At 72.2% G+C, this 18,927-nt stretch carries 12 protein-coding genes; 2 read left to right on the forward strand and 10 right to left on the reverse strand.

Annotated elements, in window-relative coordinates; genetic code table 11:
* The first annotated feature begins 32 nt into the window (after nt 1-32).
* A complete protein-coding gene (locus ACLZN2_RS16895) occupies nt 33-836 on the forward strand; it encodes a VOC family protein (RefSeq protein ID WP_416979292.1) in 804 nt (267 codons plus the stop codon).
* A 490-nt stretch (nt 837-1,326) separates the two neighbouring features.
* On the opposite strand, the gene ACLZN2_RS16900 is transcribed toward ACLZN2_RS16895, so the two are convergent.
* The 3 genes from ACLZN2_RS16900 to ACLZN2_RS16910 form a co-directional block, all read right to left on the reverse strand.
* Complete coding sequence (locus ACLZN2_RS16900) at nt 1,327-1,887, reverse strand: hypothetical protein (protein ID WP_416979293.1); 561 nt, start codon at nt 1,885-1,887, stop codon at nt 1,327-1,329.
* Nucleotides 1,888-1,999: 112 nt separating this feature from the next.
* Entirely contained in the window at nt 2,000-4,006 is a 2,007-nt protein-coding gene (locus ACLZN2_RS16905) for a DUF6571 family protein (RefSeq protein WP_416979294.1), read from the reverse strand.
* A gap of 21 nt (nt 4,007-4,027) precedes the next feature.
* Nucleotides 4,028-4,318: a hypothetical protein gene (locus tag ACLZN2_RS16910; protein WP_416979295.1), complete on the reverse strand. Its 291-nt coding sequence runs from the start codon at nt 4,316-4,318 to the stop codon at nt 4,028-4,030.
* Nucleotides 4,319-4,521: 203 nt separating this feature from the next.
* On the opposite strand from ACLZN2_RS16910, the gene ACLZN2_RS16915 reads away from it, so the two are divergent.
* On the forward strand, nt 4,522-4,791 hold the full coding sequence (locus ACLZN2_RS16915) for a WXG100 family type VII secretion target (protein WP_416979296.1): 270 nt from the start codon (nt 4,522-4,524) through the stop codon (nt 4,789-4,791).
* Nucleotides 4,792-4,884: 93 nt separating this feature from the next.
* Here the strand turns inward: ACLZN2_RS16915 and ACLZN2_RS16920 are convergent, their stop codons facing one another.
* The 7 genes from ACLZN2_RS16920 to ACLZN2_RS16950 form a co-directional block, all read right to left on the reverse strand.
* Nucleotides 4,885-9,273 (reverse strand): FtsK/SpoIIIE domain-containing protein, encoded by a 4,389-nt coding sequence (locus tag ACLZN2_RS16920; RefSeq protein WP_416979297.1) that lies wholly within the window; start codon nt 9,271-9,273, stop codon nt 4,885-4,887.
* A 4-nt stretch (nt 9,274-9,277) separates the two neighbouring features.
* On the reverse strand, nt 9,278-10,732 hold the full coding sequence (locus ACLZN2_RS16925; protein ID WP_416979298.1) for a protein kinase domain-containing protein: 1,455 nt from the start codon (nt 10,730-10,732) through the stop codon (nt 9,278-9,280).
* Complete coding sequence (locus ACLZN2_RS16930; protein ID WP_416979299.1) at nt 10,729-13,086, reverse strand: DUF3488 and transglutaminase-like domain-containing protein; 2,358 nt, start codon at nt 13,084-13,086, stop codon at nt 10,729-10,731. The genes ACLZN2_RS16925 and ACLZN2_RS16930 overlap by 4 nt, the downstream gene beginning before the upstream one ends.
* A complete protein-coding gene (locus ACLZN2_RS16935; RefSeq protein ID WP_416979300.1) occupies nt 13,083-14,240 on the reverse strand; it encodes a DUF58 domain-containing protein in 1,158 nt (385 codons plus the stop codon). Before ACLZN2_RS16935 ends, ACLZN2_RS16930 begins: the two co-directional genes overlap by 4 nt.
* The gene (locus ACLZN2_RS16940) at nt 14,240-15,211 is read right to left on the reverse strand and encodes an AAA family ATPase (RefSeq protein WP_416979301.1); all 972 of its coding nucleotides are present in this window, start codon (nt 15,209-15,211) and stop codon (nt 14,240-14,242) included. The genes ACLZN2_RS16935 and ACLZN2_RS16940 overlap by 1 nt, the downstream gene beginning before the upstream one ends.
* Nucleotides 15,208-17,520, reverse strand: coding sequence for a fibronectin type III domain-containing protein (locus ACLZN2_RS16945; protein WP_416979302.1), 2,313 nt, complete (start codon nt 17,518-17,520; stop codon nt 15,208-15,210). Before ACLZN2_RS16945 ends, ACLZN2_RS16940 begins: the two co-directional genes overlap by 4 nt.
* A 77-nt stretch (nt 17,521-17,597) precedes the next feature.
* Nucleotides 17,598-18,674, reverse strand: a complete 1,077-nt coding sequence (locus tag ACLZN2_RS16950; protein ID WP_416979336.1) for a peptidoglycan-binding domain-containing protein — start codon at nt 18,672-18,674, stop codon at nt 17,598-17,600.
* Nucleotides 18,675-18,927: the final 253 nt, after the last annotated feature.

Raw genomic sequence — 18,927 nt, forward strand, 5'->3', positions numbered from 1 at the left:
GGCCACCGCGAGGGGCCGAGGAGAGAGGGACGATGACCGAGGCACGTGGGTCGGCCGGCCTGGACGGCACAGCGCACGCCCGGTACGCGCCCGGTACACCCTGTTGGGTGAGTTTGATGGTGCACGGGTTGACGGCCACCCAGGCCTTCTACGGCGAGCTCTTCGGTTGGGAGTTCCAACCCGGTCCGCAGCAGCTCGGCCCCTACGTACGGGCCCTGCTCGACGGCCGTGAGGTGGCCGGGATCGGCCAACTGCCCCCGGACCGCCATCTCCCGGTCGCCTGGACGCCGTATCTCGCCTCCGACGACGTGGACGCGAGTGCCGAGACGGTACGGCTGTGCGGCGGAACCATCGGGGTCGGTCCGCTGGACGCCGCCGAGGCCGGTCGGCTCGCCATCGGTTCCGACCCCTCCGGCGCCGTCTTCGGCATCTGGCAGGCTGCGGCCCACCGCGGCACGGACATCACCGGGGTGCCCGGCACCCCCGCCTGGAACGAGCTGGTGACCTTCGAGACCGCGAGCGTCGGCAAGTTCTACGAGACGGTGTTCGGCTACACCCAGGAGGCGGAGGTGTCCGCCGACTTCGACTACGTGACCCTGCACATCGGCGGGCACCCCGTCGCCGGCATCCACGGGGTGGGCTCCGCGCTGCCCCGCGACCGGGGCCCGCACTGGGTGACGTACTTCGAGGTGGCCGACGCGGACCAGGCGCTCGATCTCGTCACCGAACTCGGCGGACACGCCCTCGGACCGGCCCGGGACAGCGCGTACGGGCGCGTGGCCACGGTGACCGATCCCGAGGGGGCCCGCTTCGCCCTGATCGAGGGGCCCCGCTGAGACACGGTCGGATGCGCCGCTGAGACGCGGTCAGCCGCCCCCTGTGCCGGGGCGGGCGCCCGGCAGGCCGTCCGCTCGTCAGCCGCGCCGCGCACCGGTGGCCGACCAGTCGGGTCTCTGCGCGAGTGCGGTTCGCCCTGGCTCATGACGCTCAGGGCCGGGGCCTCGGTGTCGTCGACGGAACCATCCATTCCATGACGTAGCCCGCCGGCTTCCCACCATCGCCGATCTGGCCGGGAGTGATCGACGACGTTTCCGATGTCTTCAGGCCTTCGTCGAGGAGCCGGCGTTCACCGACGAGGACGGCGTGCCCGTCGTGACGGACTGCTTGTGGCGGAAGACGACGGACGATCACTATGACGAGGTCTCTGTAGATCTTGAATCGGTGAGTGACTTGCATATGATCCCGGCGACACGGAGTCGCACCGGTATCTCGGTGTCGGCCAGGAGTCGGCCGAGGACGTCCAGGCGCTCGTCCTCGCTCCCACTGTCACCGATCGGGTGTCGCCGTGACCCCCAGGTCGGCGGCGGAGGGCAGGGGTTCCTCGCGTTCCTTGGACAGTTTCAGCGAGTCCGCCACCTGTCGGGAGAGGGCCACCACGTCGCCGGACGGGTCACGGCCCTCCGGCGAGCGGCGCAGGGTGAGGAAGATCGTCCAGTCTCCCCACTGCGCCTTGGCCACCGCACCGGGGTGCTCGGCGCCCTCCGGATCGACGAAGCTCTGCGGTTCGACATACCCCGGCACCTCCGCGACCGGGTACTTCTGCGGTTTCCGGCCCGCGTAGACGTCACGCAGCAGGTTGGTGTCGGTGCCGTGGGCGACCCTGACCTCCAGCAGATCGGCGTCCGTGCCCTTGGCGTCACCGGCGAGCAGAACGCGGCAGTAAGCGAAGTTCAGCTCGCGGTTGCTCCGGTACACGGGACCGCCGTTGTCCTGGACGACGTAGTCCACGCCGCCGGTGGCGTCGCGCAGGCTCCGCTCCGCCACCATGTCGCATACGCGCTTCCCCGACGCCCGGGCGGCAAGGGGGGCGGTCGAAGTCGGCTCCACGTCATCACCTTTCGCATCCGCACATCCGCCGAGCACCGCGCACAGCACCACGCACAGCGCCACGACGGCCGCGGCCGGGGCGCGCCTTGGAAACGGGCGGCTTCGCATCTGGCTACTTCCCGAACATGAGGGGGTACTGGCTCTGGTACCGGGTCAGAATGTTCTCGTTGACCCATGACTTCGGCGCGTGGTTGTTGTACCAGTTCTGGTATTCCTCGGTCGCGCCGTCGCGGGTGAGTTCCTCCGGGGTCTTCAGGCGGAACTTGTCGCCCTCCTTGACGACGATCGAGTCCGGCGGCTTCATGGGCCCCTGCAGATAGCCCGCGTTCAGCAGGGAGTTGTACGCCTGCCGTTCCATGATGCCCCTGGCTTGTTCATCGGTCGTGTCGCCCCAGTCCGCCGCCGATGTGCCGCCGACTTCCTTCATCTGGTCCCACAGACCGGACTTGGCCTGGTCGACCACGAATTCCACGAAGGTGCCGCCGGGAATGGGAACGAGGTCGACCGCTCCCGAGAACAGGTCGACCAGCTGCTCTCTTTGTTCCTTCCGGGCGTCCTCGTCGGCCAGGTTGCCGTCGATTCCGTTCTTCAGCAGAAAGCCCAGGACGGCCGCCGAGCGGTCGCCGTTCTGGTCCACCAGGTCGATGTTCTGTCCGGACAGGAACTTGTTGACCGCGTCGGGGTCCCGTTTCAGCGCCTCGCTGAGCGTCCAGTCCATGACGTTGGTCTGCATCTGCAGCGCGGCGCCCGACACATACTCGAAGGCGGTCCGGTCGGCGCCGATCGACTGCAACATCTTCGCCAGGTCGTCCTGGCTGATCCTGGCCCCCCAGGGGTAACCGGGCGGCATGCCGTCGTCCTGCCCCTTGAACACCCCGGGCACTCCGTCGTCGCCGCCTCCCGCGGCGACCCGGTAGACGTCGGGCATGTAGCCGGCGAGCATACGGCCGACGCTGTCCCGCATTCCCGCGGGCACCTGCCAGCCGGTGGTGTCCTTGCCGATTCCCAGGAAGCCGCCGCTCGTGCCGGTGCCGACCTTCTCACCGATGAGTCTGAAGCTCAGGCTGGCCAGTTCGGCGGAACGCTCGCCCAGCGGTCCACGGTCGCGATAGACGGTGGTGGCGGCCTCCAGCGCGTTGCCGAGCCCGCTGCCGTCGTCGGTGGGCCAGACGCGTTCCTGGATCAGGTACTTGAGCCGGTCCTCGTTGAACCACGCCTGGGCGGCGTCCGGGTTGTTGCCGAAGGCCTCCATGATGCCGGCCATCGGGTCGTAGTACGCCTTCCCGTCGGGGCCGAGGATGTGCTGGCCGCCGTGCCCCTCCTTCTTGCTGTCCCACATCCCCCTGCGGTTCTCCCGGCGCTCGAAGTCCAGGACGCCGGTCCCGAGCGCGGTCAGGAAATCCTTGCCGTACACGCCGTTGCGCAGAATCAGCGCGGCGGCGGCCGGCGAGCGGGGATCGATGCTCTCGGTGATTGTCCTGACCCAGTTGTCGGCGTAGTCGGCCGGCAGTTTCAGGTCGGCGCCGGTCTGGCGCGTGGCGGTCGAGACCGTGGTGCTCAGTGCGCTCAGCAGGCGGCCGTAGCGGTTCTTGAACGCGTCGTACTCCTCCTTGGTCTGCATTGACGGAGGACTCTGGAACCGCGAGGAGGTCGCCGCGATCAGCGTGGCCATTTCCTGCGGCGAGAGGTTCTTCGCCAGCGCGCTCGCGAAGTAGGGATCGTTGGCGTACCTCTCCAGTTCGGCGATGAGTTCGGGGCTCGGATCGCCGTAGGTGTTGCGCAACTTGTCGGCGAGTTCCTTCGCCGTCGCCTCCGCCTGCTGCGGAGTGAGCGTGGACAGCGTGGACTCGTCGATCTGCACCACGCCCGGCCGGAAGCCTCCCGGTTCCGCGTCCCGCAGGGCGATGGCCAGGGCGAGTCTGCGGCGTACGCCGGGCAGTTGGTCCGACACGAAGGCGACGGCCCGGTCGAGTCCGCCGTCGCCACCGAGGAACTGCACCTGAACATCGGAGCACACGCCGGAGAGTGCGCCCCTGACGCTCGGCAGGTCCGAGGTGGCCCTCTCCATGGCCGATGTCAGGGCCTGCATCCCGCTGATGTCGATGGATGCCATGCTCATGCTGATCTTCCCCCGTGGAATTCAGAGATTGCGCCAGTGCGTCTGCCAGGCGTGCCGTTCCACCTGGTCCGGCTCCCCGTCGTGCACCCGCTGGAGCTCGGCGACACACGCCTCACCGCCGGCCCTCGCCTTGTCGTCGGCGTCCTTGAGTCCGGCGAAGAACGTGTCGGCGGTCGGGCTGACCCACGCCTTGCCCTGCATCGCCTGGATGGCCTGGTCCAGCATCGTGGCGGCGTTCTGCGCATGCGGCCGGGCCCTGCCGATGGCTGTCGCCAGCGCGGACTTGTAAGGATTCGGAACCGTGTCGCTCATGATGAGTCGTCCCCCATGTTTGTCGGAACACCCCGCGCCCCAACTCCCGTTTCGGCCCTAGTATTTCCTCATCCAGGACGGGGCGGAACCTGGTTGCTCGGGCTCGCAGTCCGAGGGCCGCGCGAGCGTTGCTTCCGCGATCTTGCGTTACCGTCCTGGAGTGGAGACGACGTCTCAGAACGTCCATACGGGGAGGATCCTCCATGTCAGGAATGAGCGGTGCCGACATCCCCCTGCTGCGAGAGCTGGCAGGCAAGTTCGACACACAGGCCGGGCAACTCCAGGACCTGATCTCAGTGCTGCAGGCCGCCACGACCGGCAGCACGGACTACTGGAAGGGCGGCAAGGCGGACCAGTTCCGCAGCGAATGGGACTCGCTCAAGCCGACGTTCGACAAGTTCGTCCAGACGCTGACCGACGCCGGACAGGCGACCAAGATCAACGCCGACAACATCGAGCGTGCCACGTACTGACGCCTCCGGGCGGCAGCACGGTTTCGGCCCGAGCCGGGGAACCCACCAGTGGGTTCCCCGGGCCCTCCGCGCCCGCGTACCGTGCCGCGCCGCCTACTCCTCGGTCACCGTCTGGAGCGGGACGGCCTTGCCGCCACGGATCAGCAGGCCGCGGCCCGTGGGTCCGCCGCCGATGCCGCGCGGAAGACTGATACTGAACAGGTCCCCCTCCGAGACGTTCTGCGGGGACAGCAGCACTCCGCTCCGGGAGCGTCGGGACTCCACCAGGAAACCGCGGTACTGCGACGACATGACGTCGACCGCGCCCGCGGCGATCAGTCCGTGATCGCCGTCCCGGCCACTGCGCACGACCTCCTGCAGCGGGCCGTCCAGCGGGGTGTCGTAGAGGAGTTCCGCATCGTCCACGACGACGACGTAGCGGCCGCCGTGCACACGCGCGAGCAGCGTCCGCAGGTCGTCCGGCGAGGCGCCGTCCCTCAGCACGCCCAGGACACCCGGTTCGCCTTCCAGACCGCGCAGCGGCGACCTCCTCGGGGTGATCAGGACCAGGGGCAGCCGCGCGCGCAGCAGTGAACGCGCCGCGGCCACCAGCGTGGTCGAACGGCCGGACCTCGGCGGTCCCGCGATGACGAAGCCCGGTCCGGACTCGCTCAGGTCGACCCCGACCGGGCCGAGTTCGTCACCGCCCACACCGAGCAGCGCCCACATCGGGGACGGCGGGGTGAAGTCCGGGTCGAGTGCGTACGCGTCCCGCACGGTGGCCCGGACCGGGAGGGCGTCGACGCGCATGGGACGCAGTCGGCGGGACCGGCCCGCCCCGGCCTCGGCGGCCTCCCTTCCGATCGCGCGGAGTGCCTGGACCTGCGCCTGTCCGGAAGGGTCGGGGGCCAGCAGGGCGATCTGGCTCTCCTGCACGCCCTCGTCGGTCGCCCGCAGGGCACGGCCCGGCGGCATGTCGCCCGGTACGTCACGGGGTGACAGACCCGCCGACGCGTAGTCGTTGGGGTCGGCCATCCGCAGGACGAGCCGGTCGCCGAAGGCGGAGGAGACCGCTCCGGTCAGACTGCTGCGATCGGCCGTCATCACGACCCGCAGCCCGACCGAGGGGCCGTCCTGGAAGAGCCGCTTCATGCTCTCGACGAGTTTGCCCAGGTCGTACGACTCGAAGGCCGCGGTGTATCCCTCCCAGCCGTCCAGGAGGAGCACCAGCCACGGCAGCCGTTCCTCCGGCGACGCGGCCGAGGCACGCTGTTCGGCGGCGCCGGCGACTCCCGTCATGGCGAGGAGCTGCTGCCGCCGGGCCACCTCCTGGTGCAGCCGGCCGAGCAGGCGCGTGACGCGGTCGGTCTGGTCCCGGGTGACGACGGCGCCGCAGTGCGGGAGTTCCGCGAGCGGCATCAGCGCGTTGGAGCCGCAGTCCACGCCGTAGAGGTGGACATCGCTCGGTGACGCTGTGGACGCCAGCGCCCCGGCGAGGGTGCGCAGCGCCGTCGAGCGGCCGGAGCGCGGGCCGCCGACCAGCAGCAGATGACTACCGTCGACCAGGTCGAGGGTGAGGGGCATCCGGGCCTGCCGGGAGGGGACGTCGGTGACGCCGAAGACGGCGGGCTGCACATCGCCGTGCCCGGACGGCTCGGGGCGCGGGAGTTCGCCGGTCGTCACGGTGTCGGTCAGCGGCGGCAGCCAGGGCCGGTGCTGTTCGCCGAAGCCCATGGTGTCGGCGCCGGCGTTGATCGCGTCGACGAGCACCGCGAGATCGGTCAGCAGGTCGTCGTCCTGCTGGGCGGGGGCGGGGCGGGTGGGCGCCGGGCGGCCGACGGCCTCCCAGTCCACCGGAACGACCCAGGGCGCGGCCGGGGCGTCGGGTGCCCTCCGTCCGGGCCGACGGCCGCCGACGCGCCCCGACTGGAACGGCAGCAGCGACGACGCCCCGAGCCGGACGAACGCGCGTCCCGGGGTGCTCTTGGCGATGAAGCCGGAGTCCGGGGCGTCGATCACGTCCGTGCTCTCCGAGGCGTCGGTGACCCGGAGCGCGATCCGCAGATTGGTGTTCGCGCGGATCTCCGGGGACACCACGCCGCTCGGCCGCTGGGTGGCCAGAATGAGGTGGATGCCCAGGGAGCGGCCGCGCTGGGCGATGTTGACCAGGCCGGTGACGAAGTCGGGCAGTTCGCGGGCCATGGAGGCGAACTCGTCGATCACGATGAGCAGGCGCGGCACCGGTGCCAGCGAGGGGTCGCCTCGCATCGCCACGATGTAGTCCTCCAGATCCTTGGTGCCGGCGTCGGCCAGGATGTGCTCGCGCCGTCGCAGCTCGGCGCCGAGTGACACCAGCGCCCGCTCCACAAGGTGGGTGTCGAGGTCGGTGACCATGCCGACGGTGTGCGGGAGCTTCACGCAGTCCTTGAAAGCCGCGCCGCCCTTGTAGTCCACGAGGACGAAGGTCATCGCGTCGGGGCGGTTGGCCACGGCGAGCGAGGCCACGATCGTCTGCAGCAGCTCCGACTTGCCGGAACCCGTGGTGCCGGCCACCAGGCCGTGCGGACCGTCGCGCACCAGGTCGATCGCGAACGCGCCGTCGAGGGACTCCCCTATCACGGCGGTGGTGGAGCGGCCGTTCAGGGACCATCGCGCGGCGATCGCGTCGGGGGACGGCGGCTCCATGCCGATCACGTCCAGCAGCCGGCAGGTGTCCGGCAGCCCGCCGCTCTCCTCGTCGGTCACGTCGCGGACGGGCGCCAGGGCGCGGGCGACCTGTTCGGCCCACTGCGGGGTCACACAGTCCGGGCGCACCGACTCGACGGGCTCCGCACCGGCCTGCGAGACCTGGAGCAGACCGTGGTGGTCCTCCTCGACGAGCGCACGGCACTCCTCGGGCAGTTGTCTGCGGTCCGTGTCGAGGCAGATCAGATGGATGCCGACGCGTGGCCCTTGGCGCAGCACCTGGGTGAGGCCGGGCAGGGCGCGCAGTCGGCGTGAGCCGTCGAGGACGACCAGGATGGACGGGCCGTTCCACGGCCGGCCGCTGCTCTGGCCGACCTCGTTCAGTGCCTCGTGGCGGGCGCTGAGAGCGGCGAGCAGCTCGGCGATCCGGCGGGCCACGCTGTCCGCGTCGGTGCCGAGGAGGGCGACCGCGCCGCGCCCCTCGCGGGCCCGGGCGTGCGGCAGCCAGCGCACCCACTCCCAGCCGACCCGCCCGGAGGGTTCGGTGAGGACGTGGACGGTGAGGTCGGTGGGGCTGTGCAGGACGGCGGCCTGGGCGACGAGCCAGCGCCCGATGGCGCGGGGCAGTTCGCCGCGGCCCGCGACGCCGAGCACGCCGTGCGTGCGCAGGGAAACGCAGACCGGGACGTTGTCGAGCCCGTGGCGCTCGGTCCGCCGGTGTTCCTGCTGGTCGGGGTCGGTGAGCTCGACCTCGGACGGCAGGGTTCCGGTGCCGACGCGGAGCACGCCGTGGTCGTCGTCGGTGACGCGTCGCTCCCACAGCCGCTGTCCGGGGCCGGTGGCGGCGAGGAACACCTCGGCCGGGTCGGGATGCGCGTCGCGGCGGGCCGCGGTCTCCTCGGCGGTCGCCCGGCGTGCCTGACGGTCGATCGAGACCTTCTGCTGCTCGTACTCGGCGAGCGTCCTGCGGTGGGACTTCCTGCCGTGTCTGCGGTCGGCGAGGTGGTTGCCGACCAGTGCGAGGGGGCTGAGGACGGCGATGAGCAGATAGATCGCCCTGCCCATGACCACGGCCAGCGTGACCGCGCCGACGAGCGGCAGCAGCGCCATGGCCCAGGGCAGCGGGTGGGGGTCCGGCTGCCGCGGCTTCGGGGGGAGTTGGAAGGCGGTCCTGCGGGACGGAGGGGTGATCCGCGGCGGCCGGTTGTAGTCGAGACCGGTGCCGTCCTCCGACGGCTTGAGCGCGGTGTCGGGGAAGACGGGGTCGCGCAGTTCGAGCAGGGACTGTCCGACGGCGACCACGCTGCGGCGCCGCCAGGGGGTGCGGCCGCCGACCGGCTCGCCGTCCAGGGTCACGGAGCTGCCGAAGGCCGGGTCGATGGCGACGCTGCCGTCGACGGCGACGTCGATCTCGACCGCGGTGCTCGGCAGCGCGCTGTCCGCGAGCCGGATCCAGGCTTCGGGGCCGCTGCCGGCGACGGCCGCTCCGGGTCCGAGCCGGTGCACCCCGCCCGCGTCGGGGCCGCCGACGACGCGTATCTCGACGTTGCCCTGGGCCGGGGGCGGTGGGCACGCGGTGGGCCCGTCGATGGAGACGAGCACTCCGTCACGGACCGGGGAGGCGTCCAGCGGCAGCTCGGGGTCGACCCGGAAGCCGTTGATGTGCAGGGCGGGCGGGCGGCCGGCCTCGGCGGTCATGCCGAGCCGGCGCGCCAGTTCCAGGGCCAGCGATCCCACGGGCGCGGCCGGATCGGCGTCGACCAGGAGGTCGGTCCGGTGGTCGCCCGCCGGGTCGATCACGCTCAGCTGCAACTCCATCGGCCTACGGCGCCTCCGTCCGGCACAGCGGCTCCGCGGGCGCGAAGCGGCTTTGACCATCGGTCAGGATGAGCGTGGTCACGGTGTAACAGGTGCCGTCCGGGACGGAGCCTGCGGAGAAGACGACCGTCGGCTCCGCGGTGCTCGTCGTTTTGCGGACCGGCTTGCCGTTGTCCGGCGCGCGGGCGTCGACGACGTACCCGACGACCCCGGTCGTCTTCTCCGGGGCCTGCCAGGTGACCTGGACGCTGTCCTCGACCCTGATCGCCGTCACGTTGCGGGGCATCAGCGCCGGCAGTTCGGCGGCGGGGACCTGCTGGGCGGTCTGCGCGCCCGTCGGCGAGGGCTTGGAGCCGGGGCCGTCCGAGGCGTCGCCGTCGCTCAGCACCAGGGTCACCGTCACCGCCGTGGCGGCGAAGACGGCGGTGACGACTCCGGTGCCGATGAGCCGTCTGCGGGACCGGTCGCGCGCGTGGACGCCGGTCTCCTCGGCCGCCTCCTCCGCCGCGACGTCCTCCGCGGGGTCCCAGCCCGGCAGCGGCGGCCTGGGCGCGGGCTCGGGTTCGAGCTCCGGGACGCGGGCCGTGTGCGAGGCGGGCAACAGCAGCCGCAGGACGCGGTGCACCTCGGTCAGCGGAGGGCGGCCCTCCGGGTCCCGGGACATCATGCGCCGTACGAGGGCGAGCAGTTGGTCGGGGACACCCGGGGTGCGCGGGGGCGGCGGTTCGCCGCCGAGGACCTCCGTGTAGAGCGCCGAGGGGCTGGTGCGGGCGGCCTCGCTGCGCGGGGGTCCGCCGCTCAGCAGGGCGTACAGGGTGGCGCCGAGGCCGTAGACGTCGGTGGCGGGTCCGGGGTTCTCCCAGCCGAGGAGTTCGCGCGGGGCGTACGCGGGGTCGAAGACCGCCCCCGTGCCGGGATCGCAGCGCTGGAGGATGCGGGAGATGCCGTGGTCGGCGAGGAACGCGTCGCCGACGTCGTCGTAGAGGATGTTCGCGGGGCGCACATCGAGGTGCAGGACTCCACGGTGGTGGGACGCGTGCAGGGCGAGGGACAGCCGTATGCCCACGACGACGGCGTCGGCGGCGGAGAGCGGGCCGGATGCGGCGAGCCGGGCCTGCGCGGTGCCGCCCCGGAGGAACGCCTGGACGAGGAAGGGCCGGTGGTCGGGGGTGAAGCCGGCCTCGGTCACCGGCACGGAGCAGGGATGCTTCGCCGCCACGGCCGCGGACAGCAACTCGGAGTGGGCGGACAGTCGGCGGGACTCGTCGTGGACGACGGCATGGAGGATCTTGACGGCGACCACGGCGCCGGTGGCCTGTTCACGACCCTGGAACACCGTGCTGTGCCGGCCGACGGCGAGTCGGCTGAGCTGCGCGTACCCGGTCGGCGGCTTCCACATCGGATCGGCGGGCTGCTGCGCCGTACCGCTTCTGAAGCCGCCGGATGCCTGCCAGTTCACCGGGAGCCCCCTCGGGTCCGTCCGCGCCACACGGCCGCAGGATGCAGCAGGCGCCGCAGCCGGGTGCGGCGGGGGACGGAGCGCAGGACGGTCTTCTCGATCGCGTCACAGTCCGCCCACGCGGCGTCGGCGGCCGCGGCATCGGGCGTACGCCCCGCGTAGTCGACCTCGTTGACCAGCGCGGCCAGGGCCGGCAGACGTCCGCCCACGGGGCCGCCCACGCGCGCCGCGCCGAAGGCGGCGACCTCCTGCGCCGTGTGCGCTCCCGTGGTGGGCAGACCGGTTTCGGTGAGCCGTTCGACGATCTGCTGCCAGGCGCCGCGGACCCGGCGCCGGGCGTCCGGGTCGGTGCGCCGCCGTCGGCGCAGGCGGTGGGGCAGCCAGAGCGCGTACAGCACATAGGCAGTGGCGAGCAGGAGCACGCCGAGCGGGGCCCAGAGCCACGCCGGCGGTCCGGAGCCGGGCGTCGCGGCGGTGGCGGAGTCGCCCTCCCGCGTCGTACGCGGCGGGGTCGACGGCCGGGCCCCTCCGCTGATCTCCCGGTCCACCTGCTCCCGTTCCTTGGGCTCGCCCGCCGGGGGGACGACGGAGCCGCCCTGTGTGGCCTCGCCGGGGGTCGGGTAGAAGGGCACCCAGCCGACGCCGCTGAACTCCACCTCCGGCCAGGCCAGTACGTCCCGTCCGTGGATCTGCCAGGCGCCGGAGCCGGTCCGCTGTCCCGAGCGGAAGCCCACGGCCACCCGGGTGGGCAGGCCCAGGGTGCGGGCGAGGACCGCGAACGAGGCGGCGAACTGCTCGGAGGTGCCGCGCCTGCCGTCGGCCAGGAAGAACTCCAGACCCCGGTAGGTGTGCCCGGGCAGTGCGTCGGGATCCAGCTGGTAGTTCCCGCGCAGCCAGTCCGCCAGCCGGCCGGCCTGCTGGTACGGGTAGGTGCTGCCCTTGGTCGCCTGCTCGGCGATCTTTCTGAACGACGGCACGGACGGGATCGGCTGCCCGGCCGCGTCGATGTCGGGCAGCGCCACACGCGCGGGGTCGTGGGCGGCTGCCGCGTACTGGAGACGCGCCGCGTCGTACACCGGGATGTGCGAGGTCACGGTGTAGGTGAAGCCGCTCGGCAGGGCCTGTCCCGTGGAGAGCACCGCGCTGTCGGGGTCGACCGCCAGAGCGGTGTCCCCGGGCATGCGCACGGTCGTCGGCCGGTCGGCGGCGGGGAGCCAGATGCCGGGCAGCGACTGGACGGTGAAGCGCTGTTCGAGCGTCCTGGTCGTGCCCGGACGGACGTTCTTCTCGGCCGGGACCCGGCCGCCGGTCGGGGTCAGCTCGGCGCCGCTGGTCCAGGTCGTCCCGTCGTAGGTGTCGAGGACGGCGAGCCGGTAGTTCCCGGGGGTGGTGCCCGCAGTGCGTACGGTGAAGACCTTCTCGTCACCGTTGCGCGTCCAGACGGCGACCTGGTCCAGCGGGCTGGTGGACTGCGGCCGTACGGTCGGCGGAGTGACGGCCTCCCGCGGGTCGTAGGGGGCGCCGAGGCCGGGCAGATGTGGGCCCAGCAGGGCCGCGACGAGTGCGAGCGCGGCCACGACGGGCAGCCGCAGCGCCATGGTGCGCAGCGGGAGCCGGGTCCGTGAGCGCACCAGGACCAGCAGCGCGGTGGCCCCGGCCAGCGCGCCCACGGCCGGGTACAAGGATCCCGGACCGTCCACGCCGAGCACCAGCGGGAAGCCGAACGCGAGGACCGGCGGCAGGGCGGGGAGCAGTGGGGCGCGGGTGCGCAGGGCGAGTTCCGCGGCGGCGAAGGCGGCCGGCCAGACGACGGCGTGCGGCAGCACCAGCAGTTCGGGGTCGGCGGGCGCGGGCAGGATCGTGGAGAGCAGCGCGTGCGGGGCGTCGAGCAGCGAGGTCCACGCGGCGCGCAGCGCGGTCCCGCCGGGCAGTCCGCCACTCGCGTCGCGGAACAGGGTGGCACTGACGACCACGGCCCAGGCGACCACGGTCAGCACCAGGGACGGCCAGAGCGCGGTGGCGGGGCGGCCCGATGCCCCGGCCCGGGGCCCGAGCAGGCCCGACAGGAGCGCCGACAGGAGGATCGGGGCGAGGACGGCCACCGCCAGCACCGGAAGCAGATCGGCCGGCGGGAAGACCCGTGCGAACCCGTATCCCGACGCGCCGCACAGGGCCGCCACCGGCAGCAGGGACCACAGCCGGCGGGCCCGGCCCAGCTCCCCGGCGGCGGCGCTCGCCCGCACGGCCTGTGGGCGTTCGGCGGGACGCGGCGCGGTGGGGGGTGCCGGGGCCCAGTCCCAGCGCGGTCCGTCACCGGCGGCCGGCAGCGGGGTGGTCCGGGTGGGGATGCTCATCGCACGGCCTCCCAGCGCCATCCGGCCAGCAGCTCGTCGAGCGAGGCGATGTGCGGCTGCGGTACGTCGGTGCCGGAGCCGGAGAGGTCGGGGGCGGCCGCGGGGCCGGTTCCGGCACGCAGCATGGTCACCCGGTCGAAGCGACGCCGCACCCGGCCGACGGCGCTGAGCCCCTGGGTGTCGCCGGTGCCGGTGACGACGATCAGCGCCCCGCCGCCGCGGTGGTGTTCCAGGCCGTCGAAGGCGGCGGCCGCGGAGGCCAGGTCCGAGCGCAGCACGAGAGCCAGCCGGTCCAGCAGCGCCTCACCGTCGTTGCCCGAGCCCTCGGTGTGCAGGACCGTGCCGGTCTCGCTGAGCAGATGCACGGGGAAATGGGAGCGGGCGGCCGCGTAGGCGATGGAGGCCGTGCAGTCCACGGCCAGTTCGAAGTCGTCCTCCGTGGCGTAGGCACGCTCCCGGGTGTCCAGCACAAGGGTGGTGTGCGGGAGCGAGACATCGACCATCTGGCGGACCATCAGCTTGTTGGTACGGGCCGTCGACCGCCAGTGGACCCGGCGCAGGTCGTCGCCGAGCACGTACTCGCGCAGCGCGTGGAAGGTCAGCGAACCGTCGTCGGCGGTGTCGGAGGTCGGGCCCTCCACATGGTGCGCCCGCCCGGACGGCAGCACGGGCAGCAGACAGATCCGGGGCCTGACGAGCAGCGTGTCCGAGGCGCCGTACGAGCGCAGCCGGCGGGCCAGTCCCAGGGGGTCGGTACGCTCCAGGCGCAGCGGTCCCACCGGCACCGGGCCGCGGCGGGCGGTGGGCAGCGCGTACCGCAGTTCGTACGGCGTGCCCGCGCGCAGCGGCGGTATGCCGACGGTGATCTCCTCGTCGCCGCTGTGGTCGGTGACCCGCAGCCCCCGCCGGGTGCGCCCTCCCTTGTTGGTCAGGACGGCGATGCCCTCGGCGGGTTCGCCCCGGCCCACCTTGCGCGGCGCGATCCGCCGTTCGGCGCCCAGCCTGGGGCTGGGGAGGGTCCAGAGGGCGGCGACGGCGACCGCGAGCAGACAGGTCCCTCCGAGCGCCGCGGCCTCGCCGTATCCGAGCGCGTAACCGGCGGCGGTCAGCGCGGCGCCGCCGACCGCCGTGCCCCACCCCGTGGCCGACAGCATCAGACGCGCGCCCCACCGCTCTGCGGTACCGAGGCCAGCACTTCGGCGATCACGTCCGCGCCGGTACGGCCGCTGAGTTCGGCCTCCGGCGTGAGGATCAGCCGGTGGGCGAGAACGGACCCGGCGAGCGCCTTGACGTCCTCGGGCAGCGCGTACGACCGTCCCTCGGAGGCCGCGCGCACCCTGATCGCGCGCAGCAGGGCGACGGAGCCGCGCGGCGAGGCGCCGAGCCGTACGTCGGGCAGCGAGCGGGTCGCCGCCACCACCCGCACCAGGTAGTCGTAGAGCGGCTCGGCCACCTGCACCTGGGCGGCGACCTTGACGAAGTCCGCGATGTGCTGGGCGGTGGCGATGGTGGACAGCGACTCCGGGGTGGCGCTGACGGCGGCTCCGGTGAGGATCGCCACCTCGGAGGCGTGGTCGGGGTAGCCCATGGTGATCCGCATCAGGAAGCGGTCCAGCTGCGCCTCGGGCAGCGGGTAGGTGCCGCCCATGTCGACCGAGTTCTGTGTGGCGAGCACCATGAACGGACGGGGCACCTGGTGGGCCTTGCCGTCCGCCGTGACCCGGCGCTCCTCCATGACCTCCAGCAGCGCGGACTGTGTCTTCGGCGAGGCGCGGTTGATCTCGTCGCCGAGCACGATGTTGGCGAAGACCGGGCCGGGGAGGAACTCGAACGCACCGGTGTTCTGCCGGTAGACGGTGACACCGGTGATGTCGGAGGGCAGCAGGTCCGGGGTGAACTGCACCCGCCCGAAGTCGGCCTCGATGGAGGACGCCAGACAGCGCGCCAGGGTCGTCTTGCCGGTGCCGGGCACATCCTCGATCAGAAGGTGGCCTTCGGAGAACAGGCAGATCAGCGCCAGCTCGACGGTGCTGCGCTTGCCCTTGACGACCCGTTCGACATTGTCGGCGAGGGCACGGAAACACTGTGCGAAGAGCGCGGTGCCGTCATGGTTCGGAGAGGTCATTCGCAGTCCCAGATGTCGGGGTCGAGGCGGGAGTCGAGGTAGATGTCGGCGACGTAACCGGTGTAGCCGTTCCAGGTGATCTTGCCCCAGACGTTGCTGACGGCCCCGGTGTACGGGTGCGTCTCCTGGCTGCCCGTCGTCTTGCAGTGGACGGTGACGTCGGGCTGCGTCATGCCCGGGATCCTGGTGACCCTGCCGCCTTCCGTGGTGCTCGGCACGGTCCGGATCGCCAGGGGAGTCGAGTCGTTCAGGTTGTGGACGATGCCCTTCACCTTGTCCGGCGGGGTCAGGTCGAGCGTCCCGTTCACGGCCCCGCCGGATCCGGCGGCGTTGCTCGCCGTCACGGACACCGGGTACTTGCTCCCGTTCTTCAGACCTGTGTACGTGTAGGTGGTCCCGGTGACCTGCTGCGTTCCGTTGATCACGTACGTCACGGAGCCGTCGGCGCCCTGCGGAGGCTGCCAGGTCACCGTGCCGCCGTGTCCGCCCCCGGCCGGGGTGATCGTGAGCTGTTGGGGTGCGCCGGGTGCGATGCACGGGCGGGCGGGCACCGAGGGGGCGGACTCCTTGCTCGGCGCGCCCCCGGCGTACTCGGCGACCACGGTGAAGCTGTACTGCTGGTCGCAGGACCCGCCCCTGACCTCGAACGTGAAGGGACCTTCCGGGCCGACCTCCTCCGGGGTGACCGTCTGGCCCGCGGCTGCCCCCCGGAGCACGTAGCGCTTCGGGGTCACGCCCGACGCCGCGGCGAAGGTGATGCGGATGACGCCCGCGCCCGACTGTGCCTGCGGTGTTCCCGGTGCCTCGGGCTCCGGGCAGCCGTCCTCCCAGCGGACTTCGCAGTCCGGCGTCGGAGTCCCGGATGCGGTCCCGCCCCCGGACGGCTCCGGTTCCGGGTCGGTGTTCGGCGCGTCCGTGGAGGGATCGGGGCCCGGTGCGGGGGCGACCGGATCAGGGGCCGAATCCGCCGGGTCGGGGGCCGGGTCCGTCGTCTGCGGCGGGCCCTGGTTGGTCGGCGGGCGGGTCGGGACGCTGTCCTCCACCGGCTTGTCCTGGGGCTTGCGCGCGGTGGGCACATCCTCCTTGTACTTGCCGATGCGTACGACCTTCCCGCCGGCGTTGATCACCGCGGCGGCGGCGTTGTCCTGGTCGTTCACCCACAGCAGACCGTTGCGCACGAAGAGTTCGAGTTGCCCGGCGCCCTCGGTCACCTGTACCGGGTCGACGAGGGCGGCGGCGGAGACGTCGTACACCAGCAGTCTGCCGCTGGACTCGTCCGGGACGTACACCCTCTTGCCGAGCACCTGGGGTGCGCCCAGATCGGTGCCGTCCACCGGCAGCCGGGCGTGGACGACCTGCCCGCTGCCGACGTTCGCCAGCACCAGCACCCCGCTGCCGGTGGCCAGCACCGGTACCGTCGGACCGTCGGTGCTCGTCGGCACCAGGATGTCCTTCGGGGCCGAGTCGTCCAGCGCGTCACCGAGGTCGAAGGTGTCCTGGACGCCGGTGAGCGTCAGCATCTTCATCACGGCGGCGGTCCGGTCGGTCACGACGGGACGGTCGTCGGCCAGCGTCAGCACCAGATCGTGGCCCGCCTCGGCCACCTTGACCGTCGTGCTCCTGCGGCCCTTGACGAACGGCACCACCGTGCCCTTGCCGGGCAGCGGCACCCACAGCGTGCCGTCCTGGCTCGCCACGGCGACTCCCGGCTTGCCACCCAGTTTGACCGGCGGGCCCTTGGGGGTCGTCATCGCGGGGTCGATCTGCTGGACGGTGCCCTTCACCGGGTCGACGACATACGCGTAGGCGCCGCCGGAGACCAGTTGCAGCCCGGCCGCACCGTAGTCCGCGGACTGTTCGGCCGTCAGCTGGGACGCGTCGATCCTGACGACGTTCCCGGTCTTCTCGTCCAGCACCAGAATGGTCTCGCCGTCCTGCGAGACCGAGACGGGATGGCCCTCCATCCCCGGCGGCAGGACGACCTTGCCGTCCACATCTCCCGTCAGACCGTTCGCGTGGGCGACCTCGCCCTTCTCGCTGCTGCTCAGCCAGGCGCCGATGTCGGCGAGCCGGGGAATGGTGCCGGACACACCGACTCCCACGGCCAGTGACGTGCCGATGAGCGCGCCGACGGCGCTGATCGCTATGTAACCGGTGACCCGGTTACGGGTCGGCCGCAGCCTGGCCCGCACGGCAGCGGCCAGTGCCGCACCGCGCTGCCGGACACCCGGCCGCCTGGGAGCGGGCGGCGCGGTGCCCTCCGTGAGACCGCGTAAACGCAGGCCCGGTGTCCTGTTCTCCCCCGGCATCACTGGCTCCCCGTTGAGACACGCAACGCTTCCTCTTGCGAGGGTAGTTGTCGCAGACTCAAGTGTCAGTCACTCGCTCACTGCCACCTGCGGTCGCTGTCGGCGGGGGAGAGGGAGGACCGCGTCTGGATCTTCGGCCTGGAGAACCCGTACGCGTCGAAGGCCCTACCGTCCGGGATCAAGCGGTAGCCGTACCAGGCGTCCCAGATGTAGATCCGGGCGCCGCTGCCCGTCCTGGCCAGGAACGCGCCCGTCAGGGCGTAGGCCTTGGGCCAGTTGCAGTCCACGAAGACCTCGCCGCTGAGCGTGACGACGCCGTCCCAGCTGTCCCACAGATTGAAGTAGACGGTTTCGTCGGGGATGTAGTACAGGCTGCTGCCCGGGCCGACCAGGTACACCCGGTTGTGGGCGGCCAGCTTGAACCGCTGCCCCGGTGCCGGACAGGCGGCCGAGGAGGCGCTCTGCGTCGGCGGCACCAGCCGGCCGTCGGACGTCTTCACCGAGCCGGGTTCGACGGCTTCGGGAGAGGCCGCACCATCGCAGTACGGCCAGGCTCTGAAATCCTTCGTACGGCTCCACAGGCGGTGGGCGGCCTGGATGTTCCACTCCGGATCGACCGCGTCGCGGGGTGTGCCGCCCGACTTCCGCAGGGCGATGTCGGAGAGCTGGAAGACACCCCAGTTCCTGGTGCCGTCGGCGTTCGACACGATGTGCAGCGGGTCGAGGGACGACTGACAGACGGCGACGGCGACCGCCCGCTCGGCGGCCCCACCGAACACCTCACGGACCCGCTGCCCGACCTTCTCCCGTGCCCAGGTGTCCATCCGGATCCCCGGTGCGTAAAGCGCCTTCTTCGTTTCCTCGTCGACCACCCCGTCGGCGCCGATGCGCGACAGCACCTGGAAGGCGGTCACGCGACGCAGGGTCTGTGGGCCGAATTCGCCGTCGATGTCCACTTCGGCCCCGGCACGGCGCAGGAGCCGCTGCACCTCCCGTACACACGTGCCGCGCCGGCCCATGCTCAAGGGCCCGGTGCACGCCGTCGAGAACAGCAGCCGTTCGCCGTCGGCCGCGCCGCCGCCGAGGGCGGATCCGGTGCCGGACGCCGTCACCACCCCCCATGCGGTGGCCAGCGCCAGGGCGAGTGCGATCACACCGAGAACGAGCGCCCTTCTGTGACGCCAAGGGGATCGCGGGCCGCGGGCGGTGGTGGGCGGGGACGTTGTGGTGGGGGCAGCTGGGGCCGGGGCGGTTTGAGCGGGTGCGGGTGGGGCGGGTGCACGTAGGGCGGGCGCGGGTGGGGACGTGGCTGGAGCGGGTTCCACGGCAGGGTCCGGGGTCGGCTCGGGCGCCGGGTCTGGGGCCGGGGCCCGAGCCGGGGCCGGGTCGCGGTCCGGGGCCGGAGCC

The sequence above is a fragment of the Streptomyces sp. T028 genome, from assembly GCF_048159505.1.
GTDB lineage: Bacteria > Actinomycetota > Actinomycetes > Streptomycetales > Streptomycetaceae > Streptomyces.